Here is a 24,058-nt window from a genome sequence, read left to right as displayed (position 1 = left end):
GTACGTCGTTGCATCGAACAGGGGATGCGACGGATGCCGCGCTTGGCGGTGTCCGTCGCGCGGGCCGCGCACGCAGGGTGGGCGCGGCGGGACGCACGTGCGCGGCCGGGTAGCGGCCGTGCGCGACGCGTTCATGGCCGGGATGGGCGCCGGAACGCGCGTGCGTCGAGGAAGTCGGGGAGGCCGGGAAGTGCCGGGAAGTGCCGGCCTCGTCATTCAGAGCGACTGGCCAAGCTGCTCGAGGATCGCCGGGTTCTCGAGGGTGGAGGTGTCCTGCGTGATCGCCTCGCCCTTCGCGAGCGAGCGCAACAGGCGCCGCATGATCTTGCCCGAGCGCGTCTTCGGCAGGTTGTCGCCGAAGCGGATGTCCTTCGGCTTCGCGATCGGCCCGATCTGCTTGCCGACCCAGTCGCGCAGCGTCTTCGCCAGCGCCGCCGCTTCTTCGCCTTCCGGACGCGAGCGCTTCAGCACCACGAACGCGACCACCGCCTCGCCGGTCGTGTCGTCCGGGCGGCCGACCACCGCCGCTTCCGCCACCAGCTCATGCGAGACCAGCGCCGACTCGATCTCCATCGTGCCGAGCCGGTGGCCCGACACGTTCAGCACGTCGTCGATGCGGCCCATGATCGTGAAGTAGCCGGTGTCCTTGTCGCGCACCGTGCCGTCGCCGGCCAGGTACAGCCGGCCGCCGAGTTCCTCGGGGTAGTAGCTCTTCTTGAAGCGTTCCGGGTCGCCCCAGATCGTGCGGATCATCGCCGGCCACGGACGCTTGACGACAAGGATCCCGCCTTGCCCGTTCGGCACGTCCTGGCCCGTCTCGTCGACCACCGCGGCCATGATGCCCGGCAGCGGCAGCGTGCACGAGCCCGGCACCGTCGGCGTCGCGCCCGGCAGCGGCGTGATCATGTGGCCGCCGGTCTCGGTCTGCCACCAGGTGTCGACGATCGGGCAGCGCGCCTGGCCGACGTGCTTGTGGTACCACATCCACGCTTCCGGATTGATCGGCTCGCCGACCGTGCCGATGATGCGCAGGCTCGACAGGTCGTAGCTCTTCGGGTGGACCTTGTCGTCGGCCTCGGCCGCTTTGATCAGCGAACGGATCGCGGTCGGCGCGGTGTAGAACACGGTGACCTTGTGATCGCCGATCATCTTCCAGAAGCGCCCGGCATCCGGATAGGTCGGCACGCCCTCGAACACGACCTGCGTGCCGCCGCACGCGAGCGGGCCGTACGTGATGTACGTGTGGCCCGTGACCCAGCCGATGTCGGCCGTGCACCAGAACACGTCGGTGGGCTTCCAGTCGAAGGTCCACTTCATCGTCTGCGCGGCCCACAGCAGGTAGCCGCCCGTGCTGTGCTGCACGCCCTTCGGCTTGCCGGTCGAGCCCGACGTATACAGGATGAACAGCGGATGCTCGGCGCCGACCCACTCCGGCGCGCACGTGTCGGACTCGCCGTCCGCGATCTCGTGCATCCACAGGTCGCGCCCGGCGTGCCAGTCGATCTTGCCGCCGGTGCGGCGATAGACGATCACGCTCTTGACCGCTTCGCAGCCGCCCATCGCGATTGCTTCATCGGCGATGCTCTTGAGCGGCAGCGTCTTGCCGCCGCGCGCCTGTTCGTCGGCGGTGATGAGCGCAACGGCGCCGACGTCGACGAGCCGCTCGTTCAGCGATTTCGCGGAGAAGCCGCCGAACACGACCGAGTGCGTCGCGCCGATGCGCGCGCAGGCCTGCATCGCGACGATGCCCTCGATCGACATCGGGATATAGATGACGACGCGGTCGCCCTTGCCGATCCCGCGTTTCTTCAGCGCATTCGCGAAGCGCGACACGCGAGCGAGGAGATCGGCATAGGTGACGCGCGTGACGGTGCCGTCGTCGGCCTCGAAGATCACCGCGACGCGCGCGCCGTTGCCGGCTTCGACGTGGCGGTCGAGGCAGTTGTACGACGCGTTGAGCTCGCCGTCGTCGAACCACTTGTAGAACGGTGCGTCGCTCTCGTCGAGCACCTTCGTGAACGGCTTGTGCCAGTCGAGGCCTTCGCGGGCAAGACGCGCCCAGAAGCCTTCGTAATCGCGCTCGGCCTCGGCGGCCAGCGCCTGGTAGGCCGGCATGCCGGAAATGGTCGCGCGCTCGCGCGTGTCGGCCGTCGGTTCGAAGATTCGGCGTTCCTGAAGGATCGATACGAGGGCGGTCAAGGTGTTCTCCATGGAAATCGTAGGGTGTGGCGTGCCTGTTGAAACGCAACTTGCATGCCAATCGCGTGGGTATTCGGACGGAACGGCGTGTGCGCGCGTTGTCGTGCGGTTTTCGATGTTCGGTCTGTACTGCGAAGCATAAAAAATGGAACGCCCGGCGCTGTTGTCCCCACGCCGGTTGCGTCGAAATGCAGCAGCGGGTGTTGCAGGCATCAACACGGCGAACGCGGTGCCGGCCCGACGCGTGCTATGCGATGAACGACCGGAGCATGCCGAGCGCGTCGGACGCACGCAGTCGGGCGAGTGCCGACGCCTCGATCTGCCGCACGCGCTCGGCGGACAGGTTCATCTGGCGGCCGATGTCGCGCAGCGAGCAGCCTTCGTCCGTGTGCAGCCCGTAGCGCAGCGTGAGGACCATCGCCTCGCGCGGCGGCAGCCGGTCGATCGCGGCGGCGATCTTGCGGCGCAACTGCGTGGCGCCGGCCGCGTCTTCGGGCGATGGTGTTGCCGTGTCGGGCGCGACGTCGGCGAACGTCATGTCGCCTTCCGGCGAGACCGGCAGGTCTGCCGACACGGGTTCCTTCACGATCGCCATCAGGTCACGCACCTTGTCGACCGGCTCGCCCATGTGGACGGCCAGTTGCGCGGGCGTCGCGGCGGTGCCCGCGCGTTGCCGATGCTCGCGCGCGAGCCGCGTCAGCTTGTTGAGCGCGTCGACGGTATGCGTCGGCACGCGGATCGTGCGGCCGAGGTCGGCGAGCGCATGCGTGATCGCCTGCCGGATCCACCAGGTCGCGTAGGTCGAGAACCGGAAGCCGCGCCGGTAGTCGTAACGCTCGATGGCCTTCAACAGGCCGATGTTGCCTTCCTGGATCAGGTCCGCGAACGGCAGCCCACGATCGGGATAGCGCTTCGCGATCGACACGACGAGCCGAAGGTTCGCATCGAACAATCCCGTCCGCGCCGGCTGCATCGCGCGTTCGATCGCACCGAGCCGTGCATCGAGCGATGCGGTCGCGCCGGGCGGCAGTGCCGACGCAGGGGCACCGCGCGCGATCGCGTCGCGCGCATCGACGAACTCGGCCGCGCGTCGCGTCAGCGTCGGTGCGCAGGCCGGGTGCGCGGCAATGCACGACGCGAGCCAGCCGGCGTGGTCGCCGTCGGCATCTTGCGCGAACGACGGCGGGACGCCCACGTCGGTCAGCATTCGCGCGAGCCGGCCGCGCAATGCGCGGTGCCGGCGCGCGCGGCCGCGCAACGGCTCGCTCATCCGCTCGAGCGCACGCGCGGACAGGTGCAACGTGCCGAGCAGCGCCGCGGTGTCGCGTACTTGTTTGCGATACGCGGCGCAAGCGGTGCCGCCGGACGCCAGCGCCGCGCGCATGCCGTCCGCGAGTGCGTCAAGGCGTGCGAGCCGCGCGACCACCCCGTTGCGCCAGGCCGAATTCTCCGTCTGCGTATCCGTCCCGGTGTCGTCGTCGCGCGCGGGTTCAGCGGGTTCATCGGGGGCCGCGGGCGAAGCGCCCGGATCTGCGTTGGCGGCCGGCAGAGCGTCGCGACGGCCGTCGGCGAGACAGATCACATAGGTCGATGCGGCGGTCCGGCCTTCGGCGATTTCGGCGCGGATCGACATGAGCGCGTCGAGCGCATCGGGGTCGCCGCACAGCACCGCGACCGACGCCGCGCGACCGCGCTCGATCCGCTGCGCGTAGGCGAATTCCTCGTCGCGCGTGAGGAGCGGGGTCGTGCCCATCTCGCGCAGGTACAGCCGGACCGGATCCGTCGTGCGCGGCGCGAGCAAATCGGCCGCGGCGAGCGTGCCGGCGCCGTCGACCCATGCCCGCGCGGGCGGCGCGGGCCGGAAGTAGCGCTCGAGCGTCCAGCCGCTCGCGGTATCGGCGCTGTCGCACACCGCGATGCCGAGTTCGCCCAGCACCGCGGCGGCCGCGTCGATGCCGCTTTCGTTCGCATCGTCGTCGGGCAGCGCGTCGATGATGTCGCCGCGCGTGACGAAGCCGCGCGACAGGCCGGCCGAAATCAGCGCGTGGAGATGGGCGACGGCGTGTTGCGGCGCGTCGTCGTCATGGCCGGCGGCGGACGCCGGCGCGTGCCGCAGTGCGGACCGCGCCGGCATCTCGCCGCGCGACGCGTCACGCGCGCTTGGCATACACGTTGCACCAGCCGTCCGCGGCAACCGACTTGCCGGCGAACATCGCACACGTGCCGGCGGCATCCGCCGCTTCGCCCTTGTAGAAGCGGCAGTTCGAGCAGCGCTGGCCGGGCTGGTATTTCGGGAACTGCGCGGCGTCGACGCTCGACGCGCGGGCGCGATAGCCGAGCGTCTTGGCCGCGGCATCGTTTTCGTCGACGAGCGGCGGGGCCGCCAGCGCGGGGCGTGCCGCGGCGAGCGCCGCGCACAGTCCGATGGTCTGGACGATGAAGGTTCTGCGAGTCGTGGTGTGCATTACTGTCGTTTCCTGGTGAAGAAGAAATCGTGCCGGCGGGCGGCCCGGCATGCGCATCCGCATCCGGGCCGCAGGCCGGGTTACTGGCTGGCTTCCTTGTGTCCCGCGGGGCCGACGACGAGCGGCGCGGCCGATGCGCGCGCCGTATCGGCGGTCAGCTTGTTCTTGCTCGCGGCATAGCCGTTCGATGCGAGCAGGAACGCCATCAGGTCCGCATAGTCGTCGTCCTTCAGCTTGCCGGGCTGGTCTGCGGGCATGTTGGTCGCCATGTAGCCGAACACGCCGCCGATCGTCAGGTGCGAATGCGACAGCGGCGCGAACGACGGACCGCTCAGCGCGGGCGCGGTGTCGCCTTCGAGGTTGGCGCCGTGGCACTTGGCGCACGCATTGCCGTACAGCGTCTTGCCATGTTCGACCTGGGCCGCATCGAATGCCGGCGCGGCCTCGCCGGTGCTCCCGGAGACGCGAATGAAACCGCCGCCGGCCGGCACGCCGCGCGCGCGCAGCAGGCCGGCGCGCGCCGGGCCGGCCGCCGCCGTTGCACCGTCGAGGAAGCGCGGCGTCGCGCGCGAATCGTGCGCCTCGAGCGCGCTGCCGGGCAGCGTCCACTTGCGGGTCAGCGCGGCGAGCCGCCCGTTGTTCTTCATCTGCGTGAGTGCCGCGTCGATGCGCTGCTGCAGCGCGGCCGAGCGCGGCGCGAACGCAAACGTGAGCTGCCACTCCGCGTACGGCGACGACGTCGAGCCGATGCGGAACGCCTGTTTCGGATGCGCGGCCTGGTACGCGACGACGGCCGGATACCAGACGATTGCGCGATGCGCGCGGCCGCCTGCCACGGCGGCGACCGTTTGCTCGGACGTGTTCTCGAGATCGAAGCGCGCGTTCTTCTGCTGGACCGCAATCAGCTGCGCGGGGCTTGCGTAGGTCGCCGCGACGATCTCGCGGCCGGTGGTCGCTGCGCCGGCGTCGCGGCGCGTGACGCTCACGTAGCCTGAGCGCAGGTAGCCTTGCGAGAACAGCAGTTTCGTATCGGATGCGTCGGCGATCGCCGAGCGCGGGAAGCCGGCGAGCACGTCGCAATCGCGTTCGAGGATGCCCGCGAGCTCGTGCGCGGACACGCCGTCATCGTCGCTGCCGCCGGCTTCGTGCGCGGAGAAGGTGGCGGCGATGCCGGCCGTGCGGAACGCCTCGCGTGCGACGGCCTTGTCGAGGGCGGCCGTCGGCGTACCGGGCAGCGAGCAGACGCGCACCTGTGTCGCGGCCGTGGAGAGCGCCGGGGTCAGCGCCGTGCCTGCCGCGAGCGCACAGGCCACGGCGAGGCGGGAAAGTCGAAGGTTCATGATCGTACGCTCGGTTGGAAAGAGGAGGGCGCGCCCGCGCCGGCGGCGCGGGCGCAATGCGGTTGACCGGATTGAGATCAGCCGCGGTCGAGGGCGAACACGTACAGCGTGCCGCCGCGCGGCACGTCGTCCGCCGCCTTGGCCATCGGGCCGCCCCAGATCGGGTTCGCGCCGCCGTAGCCGGCGAGTACCGCTACGTACTCCTTGCCGTCGACTTCAAACACCGACGGCTGCGCGATGATCCCGCTCGCGAGCTTCGGGCTCTCCCACAGCACCTTGCCGCTGGTTACGTCGAACGCGTACAGGTGACCGTCGAGCGAGCCGCTGAACGCGAGGCCGCTCGCGGTCGTCGCGACGCCGCCGTTCCACGGCAGCTTGCTCCAGTGACTCCACACCTTCTTGCCGGTGTTGACGTCGATCGCCTGGAGCTCGCCATAGCCTTCGCTGCCCGGCTCGGGCTTGATCTCGAAGCCTTCGCCGAGATACGGCAGCCCTTCCATGTAGTTGACCGACTTGCCCGACAGGCTCATGCACGCATGCAGCGACGGCACGATCGCGAGATGGCGTTCGGGGTCGTACGACACGGACCACCAGTTCTTGCCGCCGAGGAAGCTCGGACACGTGTCGATCGTCGTGCCGACCTTCGGATACTTCGCGGGATCCTGGATCGGCGCGCCGTCTTCCGTGTAGCCGGTGACCGACGTCGCTCTCACGAACGGCTCCGCGTAGATCAGCTTGCCGGTGTCGCGATCGATCGCGTGGAAGTAGCCGTTGCGGTCCGCATGGATGATCGCGTCGTGTTCCTTGCCCTTGTACTTGATCGTCGCGAGCACCGGCGTGTTGACGCCGTCATAGTCCCAGGTGTCGTGCTTCGTGTACTGGTAGTGCCACTTGAGGTCGCCGTTCTTCGGGTCCAGCGCGAGCAGCGAATCGGAGTACAGGTTGTCGCCCGGGCGCAGGTCCGCGAGCCACGGCCCCGGGTTGCCGACGCCCCAGTACAGCGTGCGCGTCGCCGCGTCGTAGGTGCCGGTCAGCCAGGCCGGTGCGCCGCCGTGCGCCTGCATCCCGTCGGGCCACGTATCGGCGTGCTTCTCGCCCTGGCCGGGGATCGTGAAGCGCTTCCACAGCAGCTTGCCGTCGTTCGGGCTGAGCGCGGCGATGAAGCCGCGCGCGCCGTATTCGCCGCCCGAGCTGCCGACCACGATCGCGCCGTCGATCGCGAGCGGCGCGAGCGAGAACGCGTAGCCGAGCCCCGGTTCGAACATCTGCTTCTTCCATACGAGCGCGCCGGTCTGCGCGTCGAGCGCGGCCACTTCGCCGCTCAGCATCGCGACGTAGACGTTCTTGCCGTACAGCGCGACGCCGCGGTTCACGACGTCGCAGCAGGCTGTCTTGAACGATTCCGCACCGAGCTTCGGCTCGTATTTCCACAGCTGCGCGCCGGTGGCCGCATCGAACGCGTACACGTTGTCCTTCGGCGTGGTCACGAACAGGTAGCGGCCGTTGATGATCGGCGTGGCTTCGAAGCCCTGTTTCAGCTCGGCCGGAAACTTGTAGCTCCACGCCTGCGTGAGCTGCTTCACGTTCGACGGGTCGATCTGCTTGAGCGGCGAGTGCGCCTGACCGTTGTAGGTGCGGTAGTAGGTGAGCCAGCCCGGATCGCGCTGCGCATCGGTGAGCCGCTGGTACGTGACGGCCGGATAATCCGCGGCAGCGTCCACGAGGCCGGGATTCAAGGCGATGGCGGCGGCTGCCGCGATTCCGATCGTTGCCAGTCGGCTCGTCGAAGCCGAGAGTTTTTTCATGGTTGTCTCCTGAGTCATTGTGGTCGCACCGCGGCCAACACATGGCCGGGCCGGCAGGGTGGGGATCCGGGTCCAGTGCGCAGCCATTCACGCAAATCGCATGCCACTGCGATGCGAGGCTTGCCGCGCAAGGCGCAGCGGCCGATTGCGCAGGTTGCCGCGATACGCGCGACGCAGCGCGGGTGATCCGCGTGTGTTGCGTTCGGGGACAACGGCGGGCGCAGTGTTGCGAAACATGACAGTGCGGGGTAGGGGCGGGGCGTCGCGGGCGTGACGCGGTGTCCAACGAATCGCGGCAGCCATCCATTTATGTGTTCGCGAACGTGCCGACGTGTGATCGAGGGCAGGTGATCGTCTTCGACGGAGCGAGTGAATAGCGTGCGGTCTGGTGCGATCGGCGCAGGCGGCGTGCGTATACAAGGAAGCGCGAGGACTCGCCGTTTCGAGCGACGGGCACGCGCGCGGCGGCAAGAACACCGTACCGCTGATCCAAATTGACACAGATGCAACAGCGTTGGCACGAACTGCAACAGATGCGCGCTCACGCGTCGACGCGCGGCGGCTTCGATCGGCGGGCGGCCGGGTGTTGCACGCATCGGCATGCTTCTTGCCGTTCGAAACGGGAATGATTCCGCGCAGCGAGAGACCGCCATGCATGTCCCGATTTCGTCCGATGCCATTCGCAGGTCCGATCGCCGGCGCGTGGCCGCGCTCGCCTGCGGCATCGCGCCTGCCGGCCCGTATGCGGCAACGATCGAGGCATCACGGGCTGCGCGTACACGCGAACCGCTGCAGGCCATCGCGCTGACGATATTCGCCGTCCATGCGGTCATCGTGGTTGCGCTCTGGCATGCATGGATGCCAGATGCGGCTTCGACGCTGCCGCGCGCGCTCGCCGTCGAGGTGGACGCGAGCGAATCCGCGCGTGTCGCCGCGCCGGGCGTGCATCGCCGCGTGGATATCGCGACACCGGTTCCGCCACCGCATGTGCGTTCGCCTGCGAGCCGCGAGACGGTCACGCATCGGGAGGTTCGACCGAGCGTGACGGCGTCTCGTCAGGACGGCCATGCGGCACTCTCACGCGTGCCCGCGGCCGCAACCGTCGTGACGAAGCCGGGCGATGAAGGTCCGCGAACCGCGCAGGCTTCGGCACCGGCAGCGACGGGACAGACACCCACCGATGCCGCGACGGTGCCTGCTCAGGCGGCCCCGGCCGCGCCATCCCCGGCCGCGTCCGAACCCGTCACCGCGCCGCGCTTCGCGGCGTCCTACCTGCACAACCCCGCACCCGAATACCCGGACGTCGCGCAGCGGCGCGGCTGGGAGGGCACGACGTTCCTGAACGTGCATGTGCTCGCGAGCGGCCGGCCGGACCAGGTTCTGCTGTCGGCCAGCAGCGGACACGACGCGCTCGACGATGCGGCCGTCGCGGCGGTCACGGACTGGCGCTTCGTGCCGGCGAAACGCGGCGCGGAATCGATCGATGGCTGGGTCAGGGTGCCGGTCGTGTTCAAACTCGGAAACTAAGGAATCCGTCATGTCAGATTACATCCACTATGCGGTCGTCGGCGCGTTTGCGCTTCTTGCCGTGCTGTCGGCGTTCACCTGGACGCTGATCGCCGTCAAGGCGCTGCTGTACGTGCGCGTCGCGCTCGGCAACCGACGCTTTGCCGAGCGTCACGGCGATCGCACGGCACTGTCGATGCCGACGGACGACGATGTGGCCGCCAGCCTGAACGCGCGCCTGCAGCGCGCCGTGTGCGTCGCGTTGCGCGATCTCGACGCGCCCGAGCCGAACGCACCGGCCACGCTGGTCGCGTGGGATCGCCGCGAGCTGCTCGAACGCACGCTCGCCCGCGAGATCCGGCGCGCGCAGCAGCCGCTCGAACGTGGGCTCACGGTGCTCGCGTCGATCGCGAACGTCGCGCCGTTCGTCGGGTTGTTCGGCACCGTATTCGGCATCGTCCACACGTTGCAGTCGATGACGGCGTCGGCCACGAACGGCATCGACGCAATCGCGGGACCGATCGGCCAGGCACTGGTCGCAACCGGGATCGGCATTGGCGTCGCGATTCCGGCGGTGCTCGCTTACAACCTGTTCCTGCGACGGCTCAAGACCGTGACGGCCGGCCTCGACGAGTTCGGGCAGGACCTGATCGCGCTGGCCGAAGCGCGACGGTTCCGGCTCGATGCGCCGGTGCATGCCGCGCTGCCGGCAGCGAGCAGCGCGGGCGGCGTGCGCCGGGCGGCCGTATGAAGCTGGACTATCGCGAAGCCGACGCGGGCGAACCGCTCGGCGAGATCAACGTGACGCCGCTCGTCGACGTCGTCCTCGTGTTGCTGGTGATCTTCATGGTCGCCGCGCCGCTGATGACGCATGCGATCCGCATCGACCTGCCGAAGGCGGCCGCGCCTGCGCGCGACACGCGTGCATCGGCCGTCACCGTGACCGTCGACGCGCACGGTGCGGTCCGGGTCGACGGCGAGCCGACCACACCGGCCGAGGTCGAAGCCGTGCTGGCACGCCGCGTCGCGCACGATCCTCAGACGAGCGTGAGCCTGCACGCGGATCGCAACGAGTCGTTCGGCGCGGTCGCCGCCGTCATCGCGTCGATCGGACGCGCGCGTGTCGCGCACGTCGCGATCGCGACGGCGGACGGCGACGCCGGTGCGGCGGCGCCATGAGGCAATCGAAGTCCGCAGTGACGGCCGCGCATGGATCGATTCGGATAACGACATAACAAAATCAGCACATCACGACAAGAAAAGAGGAGACATGGAAATGAAGGAAACCGATGTGGCGAAGCGCCGCTTCGTCGCCCGGCGTGCGGGCGTCACGCTGTGCTTCGGCGGCATGCTCGGCGGTTGGCTGACGCCCGCATCCGCCCAGGTCGCACCGGCAGGCAACGCCGATGCGCCGACGCTCGCGCCGATCGTCGTGGTCGGCACGACGCCGCTGCTCGGGATCGGCACGCCGCTGTCGCGCGTGCCGGCCAACGTCCAGACGATTCGCGGCGAGGACGTCGCGCGTCAGCACGGCAGCGTATTGACCGACTACTTCGAGAAGAACGTGTCGAGCGTCGACATCAACGAAGCCCAGGGCAACCCGTACCAGACCGACGTGAACTACCGCGGCTTCACGGCGTCGCCGGTCGTCGGCACGCCGCAGGGGCTGTCGGTGTTCGTCGACGGGGTGCGCGTCAACGAGCCGTTCGGCGACGTCGTGAACTGGGATCTCATCCCGCAAGCAGCGATCGACACGATGCAGCTGATCCCCGGTTCGAATCCGACCTACGGGCTCAACACGCTCGGCGGCGCGCTCGCGATCACGACGAAGAACGGCAAGACGAGCCCCGGCGGCGCCGCGCAGGTGTCGGTCGGCTCGTGGGGCCGCAAGACCGCGCAGCTCGAGCAGGGCGGGCGGATCGGCAGCCACCTCGACTACTACGTGACGGGCAACGTCACGAACGACAACGGCTGGGCCGATCACAACGGCAGCCGCGTACGGCAGGGATTCGGCAAGCTGCGCTACACGGACGCCGATACGACGCTGTCGATCTCGGCCGGCGGCGCGGACAACTCGCTGCAAGGCACGCAGACGATTCCGCGCTCGTTTCTCGACAATCGCGCGCAGGCCTATACCTATCCCGACCTGAATCGCAACAGCGCCGCGTACGTCACCGTATCGGGCGACCATTCGTTCAACGACCACGTGCAACTCAGCGGCAACGTGTATTACCGGCACTACCGCAACACCAACGTCAGCAGCAACGTGAACGACGATTTCGGCAGCGTCGACGCCAGCGGCGCCACGGACACCGTGCAGGCGACCAACGATCGCTCGGTGATCACGACCGACAGCTACGGGGCGAACCTGCAGCTGACGCTGCTCGGCAAGCTCGCCGGCATGGACAACCAGTTCGTCGTGGGCGCATCGGCCGATCTCGCGAACTCGGGTTTCGACCAGTCGTCGCAGGAGGCGGCATTCACGGATACGCGCGCGACGGTCGGCCTTGGCGACTTCACGCAGACGACGCGCGCGAAGACGCGCAACGCGAACTACGGCGTCTATTTCGACGACACGCTGGCGCTCACGCGGCAATGGTCGCTGACGCTGGCCGGGCGCTACAACTGGTCGCGCTCGGCGATCGAAGACGTGAGCGGCGTGCAGCCGCTGCTCACCGCGCGCCATACGTTCTCGCGGTTCAATCCGGCCGTCGGGGTCACGTGGAATCCGGTGCCGGGGTTCACGGCGTATGCGACGTACAACGAAGGCATGCGCTCGCCGACCGCGATCGAGCTCGCGTGCGCCGATCCGGCCGCGCCGTGCTCGTTGCCGAACGACTTTCTCGCCGACCCGGCGCTCAAGCCCGTGATCGCGAAGACGATCGAACTCGGCGCGCGCGGCCGCGCTGGCCAGGCGACGACGTGGAGCGCGGCCGTCTACGACACGACGCTCGACGACGACATCCAGTTCATCAGCAGCAACGGCGGCGTGAGCACGCTCGGCTATTTCCAGAACGTCGGCAAGACGCGCCGGCAAGGCTTCGAGCTCGCGGGCCATACGCGGCTCGGGCCGGTCGGGATCGGCGTCAGCTACAGCTACGTCGACGCCACCTATCGTTCGACGTGGACCGAAAGCAGTGCGAGCAATTCGAGCGCCGATGCGCACGGCAACATCGTCGTGCGCTCCGGCGACCGCATTCCGGGGATTCCGTCGAGCACCGTGAAGCTGCGGCTCGACTATGCGGCGACGCCGAAGTGGAACGTCGGCACCAACATCACGTATCGCAGCGGCGTGTTCGCGCGCGGCGACGAAAACAACCAGGACGTGAACGGCCGGATTCCCGGCTATTTCCTGATCGACCTCGACACGACCTGGCAGGTCACGAAGCACCTGCAACTGTTCGCGTCGATCACCAACCTGCTCGACAAGCGCTACGCGAGCTTCGGGATGCTCGGCCAGAATTTCTTCAACGGTCCGAATCATGCGTTCGACGGAATCAACCCCGTCAACGAGCAGTTCGTCGGGCCGGGCGCGCCGCGCGGCGCGTGGATCGGCGCGCGCTATGCGTGGGACTGAGCGGGCGATTCGGCATGCGGTGGTGCGTCTGCGGCGGCGGCCAGCATCTCGCGCACCGCACGAGCGACGCCATGGGCGAGCGCATCGTCGCTCGCGAGATGCCCGGCCCGCACGCGTTCAATGATGGCGCCCGGCACCGCGCGCGCAAGGCGGTCGACGTTGTCGACCGGGCACACGCGGTCGTGCGTGCCGTGCACGGCATGCAGCGGCACGCCGGCTTGCGCGGCCTGTCGCGCCAGCGCGAGCAGCCGATGCTCGCCGAGCCAGCAATTGCGTTGCAGGTAATGCGCCTGGATCCGGTACTTGTCGATCAGTCGCTCGATGGCGGGTTGGGTCGGTCTTGCATCGCGTGCCGGCCGCCCGGTCAGAATCGCGTCTTCGTACGCATTCCACGCGAGCGCGACCGCGCGTTGCCGCGCGGCGCCGGCACCCGGCTGGAGATGCCGCGCGCAGCAGGCGATCAGGCGCTCGGCACGTGGGGTGCCGGCGGCGGCCACGAGGCGCTGCCATGCCCTCGGCGCTCGCGCCCGCTTGCCGACGAACAGGCCGCGCACTTCGCGCGACGACGTGAGAAACAACCCGCGCAGCACGACGCCGGTCACGCGCGACGGATGGTGTCCCGCATACGCGAGTGCGAGCGCCGCGCCCCACGATCCGCCGACGACTCCCCAGCGTGCGATGCCGAGCTGCGCGCGCAGCGCGTCGAGGTCGCCGATCAGCCGCATCGTGTTGTTGTGACGCAGGCCGCCGCGCGGCGTCGACGCACCCGCGCCGCGCTGGTCGACCAGCACGACGCGCATGCGCGTCAGGTCGAACAGGTGCAGTACCGCCGGCCGGCTGCCGCTGCCGGGGCCGCCGTGCAGCACGACGACGGGCTGGCCGAGCGGGTTGCCGGCTTCCGTCCACGCGATCCGGCATGCGTCGCGGGACAGGGCGGGCCGCGGAGCGGAAACGGAGCGAAGCAGTCGGTGCGTCATGGCGTCGGAGTATCGAGAACGGGGTAACGGCCGGGTACGACGGAAAGCGCGGACAGACCGGGGCTTGATCCACATCAAAGCCAGAATCGCGCCAGCGACGACGATCGGGATCAACCGGGTAGCGGCGGCGGGCGGCTTCGCGATATGACGTCCGCAGCCGTCGCTTCGCATGCGGCCGTCTGTTTCTTGCATTTTGCTTTCGATTGGTGTCGACGCAACGATACCCGGCAATCGGAACGGGTATCGCCGGCAGCGTGGCCCGAAGTTTGCTTGATTCAGCACAAAGAGTCCGGCACCGACCGGAGGATCCCCGGAGGAGACAATGCGCGATGACGTTCATCCGACGGCCAACGCACGGGCCACGCATGCGCCCGGCTGGCCGACGCCGACGATCCAGAAGTCCCATGAGCGGTCCGAGACGTTCGGCCTGCAGGCGTCGGCACGTCCCGACTACGACCTGCTGTCCGGCGCCGCGCTGGCGCTCAAGCGCGAGCAGAATCGCGTGCTGTGCGTGCATGCAATGCCCGTGATGGAGACGCTGCACGAGCAGATCGTCAATACGCAAAGCATGATCGTGCTGACCGATGCGGAAGGATTGATCCTGCATTCGATCGGCGACGACGACTTCCTGCGGCGCGCGGAACGGGTCGCGCTGCGCCCCGGCGCGAACTGGGCGGAGAGCCGGCAAGGCACCAACGCGATCGGGACCGCGCTCGCGGAGCTGTGCCCGATGGTCGTGCACGGCGACCAGCATTTCCTGGCCGCGAATCATTTCCTGACGTGCTCGAGCGTGCCGATTCTCGATCCGTACGGCGACGCGATCGGCGTGCTCGACGTGACGGGCGACCACCGCAGCTATCACCAGCACACGATGGCGCTCGCGAAGATGTCGGTGCAGATGATCGAGAACCACCTGTTCACGACGACCTTCCAGGAGACGCTGCAGGTATCGTTCCACGGCCGCCCCGAATTCCTCGGCACATTGATGGAAGGGATCGTCGCGTTCACCGCGGACGGCCGCTTCCTGTCGGCCAACCGCAGCGCGCAGTTCCAGCTCGGGATGCCGCTTGCCGCGCTGCGCGCGCATACGCTCGCGTCGCTGTTCGACGTGACGAGCGCGCAACTGATCGACCGGATGCGTGCGAGCACCGAGCCGCACGTGTCGCTGAACCTCGGCAATGGCGCGGTGGTCTGCGCGCGCGTGCAGTTCCGGCGCGCGTCGCGGGCCGAGGGCAGCCGCCCGGCGGACGTGCATGACGGCGCCGCGCCGGCCGCGCGGCCGCCTGCCGCGCAAAGCGCGGCGAGCCTGTCGCGGCTCAGCTATCTCGACACCGGCGATCCGCAGGTTGCGGCGGTGATCGCGAAGGTCCGCAAGGTGATCGGCAAGGACATTCCGGTGCTGATCACCGGCGAGACCGGGACCGGCAAGGAATTGCTCGCGCAGGCGATCCACAACGACTCGCCGCGCCGCGACGGGCCGTTCGTCGCGGTCAACTGTGCGTCGATTCCGGAAACGCTGATCGAATCCGAGCTGTTCGGCTACGAGGAGGGCGCTTTTACGGGCGCACGCCGCAAGGGCGCGACCGGCAAGCTGCTGCAGGCCAACGGCGGCACGCTGTTTCTCGACGAAATCGGCGACATGCCGTATCCGCTGCAGGTGCGGCTGCTGCGCGTGCTGCAGGAGCGCATCGTCAACCCGCTCGGCTCGACGAAGGCGATCGGCGTGGATATCGCGATCATCTGCGCGACGCACCGCGACCTGCGCGACATGATTGCGCAGAACCGCTTTCGCGAGGATCTCTATTACCGGCTCAACGGCCTCGTGGTGCGGCTGCCGCCGCTGCGCGACCGCACGGACCTCGCGGTGGTCGTCCAGAAGATGCTGCAGCGGGAAACGCTGTCGGGGCCCGGGCGCCGGCCGCTGAGCGTCGCGCCCGACGTGATGGCGCTGTTCGAACGCTGCGCGTGGCCGGGCAACTTCCGGCAGCTCGCGAACCTGCTGCGCACGGCCGCCGCGATGGTCGACGACGACTGCGAGATCCGCTGCGAGCATTTGCCGGACGATTTCTTCGACGACGTGCGGCGCGACGACGGGCCGTCTGCGCAGGGCGCCGGTGCGCCGCCGCTCGCCGCGGAAGCGCCTGCGTTCGCGGCCCCAGCCACAGCCACGGCCGCGGCCGGCGATGCGCGGTTGCAGGACGTGGCCGCGTCCGCGATTGCGGCCGCGCTCGCGCGCCATGGCGGCAACGTGTCGGCCGCCGCACGTGCGCTCGGTGTGTCGCGCAACACGATCTACCGCAAGATGCCGGCTGCCGAGCCGGATGCGCTGGAGCCGGACGAACCCTGATGGCGGGCGCGACTGTCACACGGGTGTGTCAGGTTGCAACACCCGGTGTTCAGGGATTCAACACTTGCTCAACCGACCGCGCATGCCGCGAGCCTTCGTCAGAAGGCTTTTGAAATATTCACGCATGAGAATCGAAAGAATGCCGGTGCGATAACCACCCGGCGGCTGCCGCATGCCCTCGCGTGCCGCCGCGCGCCGCAAATCCGGCCCCGGCACGCTCCTTGCTGAATGGGTATCGGCCGCTCGATCGATGCGGTTTTATCGACTCACCTACTCAACAAGGAGACACATCATGCAATGGACCACCCCCGCTTATACGGACCTGCGTTTCGGCTTCGAAATCACGATGTACATCGCCAACCGCTGATCGACGCGCGCAGTGCCGCCCGCATCGACGGACACGATGCGGGCGGCAGCGGGAGCATACGCAGATGAAGATCAAGATACTCGGCTCGGGCGCCGGCGGCGGATTGCCGCAATGGAACTGCAACTGCGGCAATTGCCGTCGCGCGCGGGCTGGCACCGACGGCATCGTGCCGCGCACGCAATCGTCGATCGCCATCAGCGGCGACGGCATCGACTGGGTGCTGGTGAACGCGTCGCCGGACATTCTCGCGCAACTGCGCGCCGATCCCGACCTGCAGCCGGCCCGCGCGATCCGCGACAGCGCGATCGTCGCCGTCGTGCTGTGCGACGCGCAGATCGATCACGTGACGGGCCTGCTGATGCTGCGCGAGCGCACGTCGCCGCTGCCGCTGTACGCGAGCGCGCCGGTGCTCGACGATTTGTCGACGGGGCTGCCGCTCGTGCCGCTGCTCGGCCACTACTGCGGCGTCGACGTGCACCCGATCGTGCCGGGCGAATCGTTCGCGATCCCGGGTGCCGCCGGCATTCGCTTCACCGCGGTGCCGGTCGACAGCAAGCCGCCGCCATATTCGCCGCGGCGCGAGGCGGCCGTGCAGGGAGACAACATCGCACTCCTGATCGAAGATGCGACGACTGGCCGCCGGGCCTTCTATGCACCGGGTCTGGCCGACATCGATGAAGGCGTGCGCGCCGCGATGCGCGACGCCGATCTCGTGCTGGTGGACGGCACGTTCTGGACCGGCACGGAGATGATCGACCTCGGCCTGTCGTCGAAGCACGCGGCCGACATGGGCCATCTCGCGCAGTGCGGCGACGCGGCGCGGCCGGGGATGATTGACCGGCTGCGGCTGCTGCCGGCGCGCACGCGCAAGGTCCTCACGCACATCAACAACACGAATCCGATTCTCGACCCCGGTTCCGTGCAGCGCGCGCAGTTGCGCGAGCACGGCATCGAGGTCGCACACGACGGCATGCAATTCGAGGTCTGACCATGAACGCACCGATTCCCGCCGCGGCACTGCACGCGACGCCCTGGAGTGCGCAGGAGTTCGAAGCGCGCCTGCGCGCGCTCGAATCGCGCTACCACATCCACCATCCGTTCAACCGGCGCCTGAATAGCGGCGCATGCTCGCCGGCGCAGATCCGCGGCTGGGTCGCGAACCGCTTCTACTACCAGGTCAGCATTCCGCTGAAGGACGCGGCGATCCTGTCCAACTGCCCCGACCGCGACACGCGCAGGCTGTGGGTCGAGCGGATTCTCGACCACGACGGTCACGGCGATCAGGACGGCGGGATCGAGGCGTGGGCGCGGCTCGGCGAGGCGGTCGGCATCGAGCGCGCCGAACTGTGGTCGCTCGCGCACGTGCTGCCCGGCGTGCGGTTCGCGGTCGATGCGTACGTCAATTTCGCGCGGCACGCGCCATGGCAGGAAGCCGTGTGCTCGTCGCTGACCGAGATGTTCGCGCCGCAGATCCACCTCGACCGGCTCGCGGGCTGGCCGTCCCACTATCCGTGGATCGAGGCGGACGGGCTGCAGTATTTCCGCAGCCGCGTGCCGCTCGCGCAGCGCGACGTCGAGCATGGGCTCGCGGTGACGCTCAACCATTTCACGACACCGGACGCGCAACGGCGCGCGCTCGACATCCTGTCGTTCAAGCTGGATGTGCTGTGGTCGATTCTCGATGCGATTGAAAAGGCGTATCCCGTTTGACGTCCTCTCCCGCCTAAAGGCGGGGGATTCCCACACCTGGCGATGCACGTCCGCATCGGAGAATGTTCACGGCAGCGTTGGTATCTCGATCATGCTCGACACCACAGTCACTGCAGGCCCACTCTCTCATTCGCAGTCCCGCGATACCTTTCGGCCGCGTCGTGCTGTCTTTCGACCCGCACGCCGAACAGGACTGGGTGGAACCGCTTTCGTCGACTTCCTCGAACGTGGCCCCGTGCGCGATCGCTTTGTAACGGAGCTTGTTTCGGAAGGACGACCAGGATGCGTCGTACACGCTCTTCGCCATCCTGGTTCTGGCGAGCTTCGCGGCCGACACGTTGCCGACCGCGATGTAATCGAAGCGCCGCACCAGATCGAGCGCGAGCTTGTGTTGGAAATCGGCACGGGCATTCGCCACCTTGGCGTGCAGCTTCGCGATGTGCCGCTTGTGCTTTCTCGCTCGTTGAGCTTTCGTCAGCTTCTCGGCCGCGCGCCGGCCGAACCGATCGTTAGGCAGCTTTTCGCCGGTCGAAAGTGTGGCGAAGTCTTTCAGGCCGAGATCGATACCGACACCCGAACGGATCGGGCGAGCCTGAACATCGGGCATCTCGATCACGATGTTGAGAAACCAGTTACCGCGCGCGTCCTGTGCGAAGTTGGTTCCGTCCTTGATCTTGCCTTCAGGAAGTGGGCGGCTGTTGAATACGCGAAAGGTATTGCCGGCGAAACGGAACGCGTCGCCCTCGCGCTTCAGGTCACGGCCCTTCAGCGGCACCCAGCCAAGCGATTTCCTGCCGCGATAGCGCAGGTGCGGGCGTCGATGCTGACTGCGCGACTTCGCGTATTGCTCGCACGTTGCGTTGACCGTACCGGAGTGAATGCCGAGTGCCTTGCTGCTGTCGGTGGTCAGCACGTTCAGATCGAAGCCAGTCGGCCACTTCTTGCTCCACTTGAGCGCGTGCTTCTGCGTATCGTTGCAAAAGTTCCAGACGGTGTTCACCGCACGGCTCTGTTTGTTCAGGAGTCCGTTGAGCGACTTCACCCGGTAGCGGTAGACAAGAATCATACCGGTGATCCTAACCCATGGAAGAAGCTGCCTGTCAACAGCACTCCTTTCCCTCTCGCCATCCGCCCCGAAGGAAGTCCCCTTGGGGGAAATGACGGGTTTTCTCGGAGCAATTCGTAATGAACACCAACGACGCCGTCAGCGGCGTGCCGCTGCGCCCCTCGCTGAGGGGCATGTACCGCCTGCAGTGGGAGGCGGCCCAGGATGCGTACGTGCTGCTGTATCCGGAAGGCATGGTCCGGCTCAACCCGAGCGCGGGCGAGATCCTCGCGCGCTGCGACGGCACGCGCGAGCTCGACGACATCATCGACGAACTCGAGCGGCTGTTCAGCACGTCGGACCTCGCGTCGGACGTCTACCGCTTCCTCGATCATGCGCGACTGCGCGGCTGGCTCGACTGACATGGACATGACACCTCCTCCGAACCGGCCGTCCGCGCCGTTGTGGCTGCTCGCCGAGCTCACGTACCGCTGTCCGCTGCACTGCGCGTTCTGCTACAACCCGGTCGATTTCGCGACGCACGGCGCCGAGCTCGATACCGACGCATGGCGCACGGTGATCAGCGACGCGCGCGCGCTCGGCGCCGCGCAGATCGGGTTTTCCGGCGGCGAGCCGCTGCAGCGAGGCGACCTGGAGGTGCTGGTCGAGCATGCGCGGTCGCTGGGCTTCTATACCAACCTGATCACGTCGGGCGTGGGCCTGAATGCGGCGCGCATCGACCGGCTCAAGGCGGCCGGGCTCGATCATATCCAGTTGTCGCTGCAGGATTCGACGCGCGAGCTGAACGATTTCCTGACCAGCACGCGCACCTTCGACCTCAAGCGCGGCGTCGGACGGCTGATCAAGTCGCACGGCTATCCGATGGTGCTGAACTGCGTGCTGCACCGGTACAACTTGCCGCACGTCGGCCAGATCATCGAGATGGCGCTCGACCTCGGCGCGGATTTTCTCGAGCTTGCGAATACGCAGTACTACGGCTGGGCGATGCTCAATCGCGACCAGCTGATGCCGACCGCCGAACAGCTGCGCGAAGCCGAGGAGACGGTCAACCGCTACCGGAAGCTCGTCGGCGAACGCTGCAAGATCCTGTTCGTCGTGCCCGACTACTTCGAGCAGCGGCCGAAGGCCTGCATGAACGGCTGGGGCTCGGTGTTCCTCGGCGTCGCGCCGGACGGCACGGCGTTGCCGTGTCATGCCGCGCGCTCGCTGCCCGGCCTCGTGCTGCCGAACGTGCGCGACCAGTCGCTGAAGGAGATCTGGTACGACAGCGACGCATTCAACGCGTTTCGCGGCGACGGCTGGATGCGCGAACCGTGTCGCACGTGCGACGAGCGGCATACGGATCACGGCGGGTGCCGCTGCCAGGCGTACATGCTGGCGGGCGACCCGGCGGAGGCCGATCCCGTCTGCGCGAAGTCCGCGCATCACGGCCGCGTCGAACAGGCGGTGCAATTCGCGCGACGGGCAGGGCGACAGGACGAGCATCCGCTGGTTTTCCGGAGTGTCGCCAATTCGATGATGCGTTGAGCATCGCCGATTCCGGCGCGTGGCGCGTTATTTTCGCGCCACCTGCTCCAGCAACGCGACGAATGCCGCCTCATCCACCCGCAGCCCCCTCGGCGCGCGGCGCACTTCCAGCGCCGCGAGCATCCCGGCCTCGAGGAGCATCGACCGGTATCGGCATCGACCCGACCGAAGCGCCGCTGTGTCGCTGCATGGTCGCAGCATCGCGCTTACGGATAGTCGGCGAATCGCGACGTCGGCGCCGGCAGCCTGTAGCGGCCGACGTTGATCGGTTCTACGTTGCGGGTAGCGAGCGACGCGTCATGGCCCTGCGAACGAGGAGGCAATGCGAGACAGGCCTGGCCGACGCGACGGGCCGCAACGTACCGCGAAGCGAGTAGGGGCCACATCGCCTCGACGTCAAAACCGGCTGCCTGGTGACACAGTTACAAGATAAGCATTGACTCCGCCGTTCCCGGCAGTTAGTGTGTGCGTCGAAGTCCAAGAAGTCCGATTGCTGTTCATCAATTTCTCGCTCCCCCCAGCGGTATTCGTTGTCCTCTCCCTCCTTGACGCTTCAAGCGCTCTTCAACAGAGCAGATCTTCTTATTTTTTCATCAAGGATTCCTCATGGATACCGGTATCGTCAAGTGGTTCAACGACAGCAAAGGCTTTGGCTTCATCACTCCGGACAAGGGCGGTGACGACCTTTTCGCTCATTTCTCCGAAATCCGGACTGACGGCTTCAAGACGCTCGCTGAAAATCAGAAAGTGAGCTTCGAAACGAAGCAAGGCCCGAAGGGGCTGCAAGCGGCCAACATCAAGCCGCTGTAAGTTTGAAGGGCCCGGCTTTCCGCGACGGACGCCGGGTCGCAGCGACACCCTCACGGAGCGTTGTCTCCTAAAGTTGGCGCGATCGCTCTTGGCTGCATCTGTTTATTCAGCAGCTTGCCACGCGCCACATGCCTCGTTGCACTTCACTCTCCCCCTCCGGCAGCAACGCCTTTTTTGCGCTTTCCGACTGCTTTAGATTCAGCTCGCAATGGCTTTGAATCGGTGCGTATTTCGCACGGCACGCGCGCACTCAAATCTCATTAAAATTAGAAATGCAAAACAAACGAATTCAACAGTACAACGGCTATGCCGTCCAACCCTCGGCACATCGCTTGCCCGACGGTAGTTTTTCATCCAACCTGCTGCTCGAACGCAGCGGGAGTTCATGTGCCGAAGGCCGCTATCAGTTCTATTCGCTGGATTACTTTCCGAGTGAAAGACAGGCGCTGCAGCACTCGGCACGCTGGGCACGCAACTGGATCGACACGCGCGGTTAACGGCAACGTCCTGCAGGCGGGAGCGCCAGCGATCCATGGCACAGTTCGACCCGAGCGCCATCGCCTCGGGCCGGTAGCGCCGCTCGCGAAGTCGCCGCGCGCCTTCGCGAGTTGGGCCTGCGCCTGCTGCTTGCTGACCTGGTCCTGGCGCGGGGCGATCCGCGCGAGGAACGGGATGCAATGAATAAAGGTTTTGCTCCGCTCACGCATGGGCGCCCGTGATGCGGGTTGGCGGTCGTTGCGCGATCGCTGCGAGGGCGCCGGCCGCGTTCGGGGCTACCGGTCGAGCGTCGTGTCGCGTTGCCACGGTCGCTTCGGCTCGCTTCGAATGCTTGATTGGCCAGGGTGTTGCGTGCGGGGCGGCGCGCCCCGCGGAATCGGCCGACATAGGCGGATACGGCTACCTGTGGTGGACGAGCGCATCCGCGAGCGGCGCGCGCGCCCGCGACGCGATGCTGTCGCGGCCTGCTTTCTGGGCCGACGGCCATCTCGGCCAGTACGCGGTGGTCGTCCCGTCGCTCGACCTGGTGGTCGTGAGCCTCGTCGATGCGCGGTTGACGTCGAAGCGGATGGGCCAGACGAAGATGGAAACGGGGGTGACGCTGATCGAGGCCGCGCACGCCGGCCAATCATCCGACGACACGTCGCCCGCTTAGGTGTTTATACGTATGCCGATACCGATATCGCTTCAATCCAATATTTCATTGGAAGGTTATCGGACTTGTTTCTAGACTGATCCGGGGTGTACAAACCGGGCTGGCCGCAAGCGCCGGCCGGCGCCGCCCCGAACCGCGCCCGCGCCACGCAGAACCACAACAGCGCAGCACGGCACCGCGCCAGGCCGGCGCCGCGGCATACAACGACATCATCGGAGACGGACCATGACATTCATCAGGAAGCTGGCGGCCGGCGCGATCGTCGCGGCGGCGACGGTGCTGGCCACCGGCGCGCACGCGCAGCAAAAGCCGATCACGCTCGGGTTCTCGCAGGTCGGCGCGGAGAGCGCGTGGCGCACCGCGAACACCGTGTCGGTGAAGAGCGCGGCGAAGGACGCCGGCATCAACCTGAAATTCTCGGACGCGCAGCAGAAGCAGGAGAACCAGATTCGCGCGATCCGCTCGTTCATTGCGCAGAAGGTCGACGTGATCGCGTTCTCACCGGTGGTCGAGTCGGGCTGGGAGCCGGTGCTGACCGAAGCGAAGGCCGCGCATATCCCGGTGATCCTGACCGATCGCGGCGTCGACGTGAAGGATCCGTCGCTGTACGTGACGATGATCGGCTCCGACTTCCTCGAGGAAGGGCGGCGCGCCGGCCACTGGCTGGAAGAGCGCTACAAGAACGACCCGGGCCCGATCAACATCGTCGAGCTGCAGGGCACGGTCGGCTCCGCGCCGGCCAACGACCGCCGCGCGGGCCTGCTCGAGGTGATCAAGAACAATCCGAAGTTCAAGGTGATCGCGTCGCAAAGCGGCGACTTCACGCTCGCGGGCGGCAAGCAGGTGATGGAAGCGTTCGCGAAGTCCTACGGCAAGCAGATCAACGTTGTCTACGCGCACAACGACGACATGGCGCTCGGCGCGATCCAGGCGATGGAGGAGGCCGGCATCAAGCCTGGCAAGGACGTGAGCGTCGTGTCGTTCGACGCGACCAAGGGCGGCTTCCAGGCGATGGTCGCCGGCAAGATCAACGTCGACGTCGAATGCAGCCCGCTGCTCGGCCCGCAGCTGATGACAGCGGTGAAGGACGTGGTCGCCGGCAAGCAGCTGCCGAAGCGTATCGTTACGAACGAGACGGTGTTCCCGATGAACGTCGCGGCGCAGGTGCTGCCGACCCGCAAGTACTGAGCGCGCCCGAAACCTGGCGCT

Annotated in this window: 21 protein-coding genes; 14 read left to right on the top strand and 7 right to left on the bottom strand. The window is 67.5% G+C overall.

All coding sequences use genetic code 11. The features are described 5' to 3' along the window. Positions 1 to 216: 216 nt before the first annotated feature. The 5 genes from acs to AC1Z3W_RS19005 all read right to left on the bottom strand — a co-directional run bounded on the left by acs (position 217) and on the right by AC1Z3W_RS19005 (position 7,809). Positions 217 to 2,211 carry an acetate--CoA ligase gene (gene acs, locus AC1Z3W_RS19025; RefSeq protein WP_483508246.1) on the bottom strand — a complete coding sequence of 665 codons (1,995 nt, stop codon included), beginning with the start codon at positions 2,209 to 2,211 and terminating at the stop codon, positions 217 to 219. A gap of 235 nt (positions 2,212 to 2,446) precedes the next feature. Further along, positions 2,447 to 4,333 (bottom strand): sigma-70 family RNA polymerase sigma factor, encoded by a 1,887-nt coding sequence (locus tag AC1Z3W_RS19020; RefSeq protein ID WP_483508338.1) that lies wholly within the window; start codon positions 4,331 to 4,333, stop codon positions 2,447 to 2,449. Positions 4,334 to 4,349: 16 nt separating this feature from the next. Further along, a complete protein-coding gene (locus tag AC1Z3W_RS19015) occupies positions 4,350 to 4,664 on the bottom strand; it encodes a high-potential iron-sulfur protein (protein WP_057928145.1) in 315 nt (104 codons plus the stop codon). 80 nt (positions 4,665 to 4,744) lie between these two features. Continuing rightward, positions 4,745 to 6,004, bottom strand: a complete 1,260-nt coding sequence (locus tag AC1Z3W_RS19010) for a c-type cytochrome (protein ID WP_483508245.1) — start codon at positions 6,002 to 6,004, stop codon at positions 4,745 to 4,747. Between the two features lie 77 nt (positions 6,005 to 6,081). Continuing rightward, on the bottom strand, positions 6,082 to 7,809 hold the full coding sequence (locus tag AC1Z3W_RS19005) for a methanol/ethanol family PQQ-dependent dehydrogenase (RefSeq protein ID WP_057928147.1): 1,728 nt from the start codon (positions 7,807 to 7,809) through the stop codon (positions 6,082 to 6,084). Between the two features lie 651 nt (positions 7,810 to 8,460). On the opposite strand from AC1Z3W_RS19005, the gene AC1Z3W_RS19000 reads away from it, so the two are divergent. The 4 genes from AC1Z3W_RS19000 to AC1Z3W_RS18985 all read left to right on the top strand — a co-directional run bounded on the left by AC1Z3W_RS19000 (position 8,461) and on the right by AC1Z3W_RS18985 (position 12,892). After that, complete coding sequence (locus AC1Z3W_RS19000; RefSeq protein ID WP_483508244.1) at positions 8,461 to 9,336, top strand: energy transducer TonB; 876 nt, start codon at positions 8,461 to 8,463, stop codon at positions 9,334 to 9,336. Between the two features lie 10 nt (positions 9,337 to 9,346). Beyond that, a complete protein-coding gene (locus AC1Z3W_RS18995) occupies positions 9,347 to 10,066 on the top strand; it encodes a MotA/TolQ/ExbB proton channel family protein (protein ID WP_483508243.1) in 720 nt (239 codons plus the stop codon). Then, entirely contained in the window at positions 10,063 to 10,494 is a 432-nt protein-coding gene (locus AC1Z3W_RS18990) for an ExbD/TolR family protein (RefSeq protein WP_057928150.1), read from the top strand. Before AC1Z3W_RS18995 ends, AC1Z3W_RS18990 begins: the two co-directional genes overlap by 4 nt. Before the next feature lie 97 nt (positions 10,495 to 10,591). Next, positions 10,592 to 12,892 (top strand): TonB-dependent receptor, encoded by a 2,301-nt coding sequence (locus AC1Z3W_RS18985; RefSeq protein ID WP_483508242.1) that lies wholly within the window; start codon positions 10,592 to 10,594, stop codon positions 12,890 to 12,892. Here AC1Z3W_RS18985 and AC1Z3W_RS18980 read toward each other — a convergent pair. Continuing rightward, positions 12,877 to 13,869 (bottom strand): alpha/beta fold hydrolase, encoded by a 993-nt coding sequence (locus tag AC1Z3W_RS18980; RefSeq protein WP_483508241.1) that lies wholly within the window; start codon positions 13,867 to 13,869, stop codon positions 12,877 to 12,879. The two genes, AC1Z3W_RS18985 and AC1Z3W_RS18980, sit on opposite strands and share 16 nt — an antisense overlap. Before the next feature lie 322 nt (positions 13,870 to 14,191). On the opposite strand from AC1Z3W_RS18980, the gene AC1Z3W_RS18975 reads away from it, so the two are divergent. The 4 genes from AC1Z3W_RS18975 to pqqC all read left to right on the top strand — a co-directional run bounded on the left by AC1Z3W_RS18975 (position 14,192) and on the right by pqqC (position 18,293). Further along, positions 14,192 to 16,216 (top strand): sigma-54-dependent Fis family transcriptional regulator, encoded by a 2,025-nt coding sequence (locus AC1Z3W_RS18975; RefSeq protein ID WP_483508240.1) that lies wholly within the window; start codon positions 14,192 to 14,194, stop codon positions 16,214 to 16,216. Positions 16,217 to 16,508: 292 nt separating this feature from the next. Further along, positions 16,509 to 16,583, top strand: a complete 75-nt coding sequence (pqqA, locus tag AC1Z3W_RS18970; RefSeq protein WP_006410019.1) for a pyrroloquinoline quinone precursor peptide PqqA — start codon at positions 16,509 to 16,511, stop codon at positions 16,581 to 16,583. Between the two features lie 64 nt (positions 16,584 to 16,647). Beyond that, positions 16,648 to 17,571, top strand: coding sequence for a pyrroloquinoline quinone biosynthesis protein PqqB (pqqB, locus tag AC1Z3W_RS18965; protein ID WP_483508239.1), 924 nt, complete (start codon positions 16,648 to 16,650; stop codon positions 17,569 to 17,571). Between the two features lie 2 nt (positions 17,572 to 17,573). Then, positions 17,574 to 18,293, top strand: a complete 720-nt coding sequence (gene pqqC / locus AC1Z3W_RS18960) for a pyrroloquinoline-quinone synthase PqqC (RefSeq protein WP_057928153.1) — start codon at positions 17,574 to 17,576, stop codon at positions 18,291 to 18,293. Between the two features lie 13 nt (positions 18,294 to 18,306). On the opposite strand, the gene AC1Z3W_RS18955 is transcribed toward pqqC, so the two are convergent. Further along, complete coding sequence (locus tag AC1Z3W_RS18955) at positions 18,307 to 19,359, bottom strand: RNA-guided endonuclease InsQ/TnpB family protein (protein ID WP_483508238.1); 1,053 nt, start codon at positions 19,357 to 19,359, stop codon at positions 18,307 to 18,309. A 119-nt stretch (positions 19,360 to 19,478) separates the two neighbouring features. On the opposite strand from AC1Z3W_RS18955, the gene pqqD reads away from it, so the two are divergent. From pqqD to AC1Z3W_RS18925, 6 genes are all read left to right on the top strand, one after another. Next, positions 19,479 to 19,760: a pyrroloquinoline quinone biosynthesis peptide chaperone PqqD gene (gene pqqD / locus AC1Z3W_RS18950; RefSeq protein WP_057928154.1), complete on the top strand. Its 282-nt coding sequence runs from the start codon at positions 19,479 to 19,481 to the stop codon at positions 19,758 to 19,760. Positions 19,761 to 19,767: 7 nt separating this feature from the next. Beyond that, positions 19,768 to 20,886, top strand: coding sequence for a pyrroloquinoline quinone biosynthesis protein PqqE (gene pqqE / locus AC1Z3W_RS18945; RefSeq protein WP_124835270.1), 1,119 nt, complete (start codon positions 19,768 to 19,770; stop codon positions 20,884 to 20,886). A 606-nt stretch (positions 20,887 to 21,492) separates the two neighbouring features. Next, complete coding sequence (locus tag AC1Z3W_RS18940) at positions 21,493 to 21,696, top strand: cold-shock protein (protein ID WP_057928155.1); 204 nt, start codon at positions 21,493 to 21,495, stop codon at positions 21,694 to 21,696. A 272-nt stretch (positions 21,697 to 21,968) separates the two neighbouring features. After that, positions 21,969 to 22,193, top strand: a complete 225-nt coding sequence (locus AC1Z3W_RS18935; RefSeq protein WP_057928156.1) for a hypothetical protein — start codon at positions 21,969 to 21,971, stop codon at positions 22,191 to 22,193. 332 nt (positions 22,194 to 22,525) lie between these two features. Further along, on the top strand, positions 22,526 to 22,849 hold the full coding sequence (locus AC1Z3W_RS18930) for a hypothetical protein (protein ID WP_483508237.1): 324 nt from the start codon (positions 22,526 to 22,528) through the stop codon (positions 22,847 to 22,849). A 225-nt stretch (positions 22,850 to 23,074) separates the two neighbouring features. Then, positions 23,075 to 24,037, top strand: coding sequence for an ABC transporter substrate-binding protein (locus AC1Z3W_RS18925; RefSeq protein WP_124835267.1), 963 nt, complete (start codon positions 23,075 to 23,077; stop codon positions 24,035 to 24,037). Positions 24,038 to 24,058 lie beyond the last annotated feature (21 nt).

It is taken from the genome of Burkholderia sp. 10_S31, from assembly GCF_056930375.1.
Note: the sequence above shows the minus strand (reverse complement) of the source record. Positions and strands in the feature narration are given on the sequence as shown.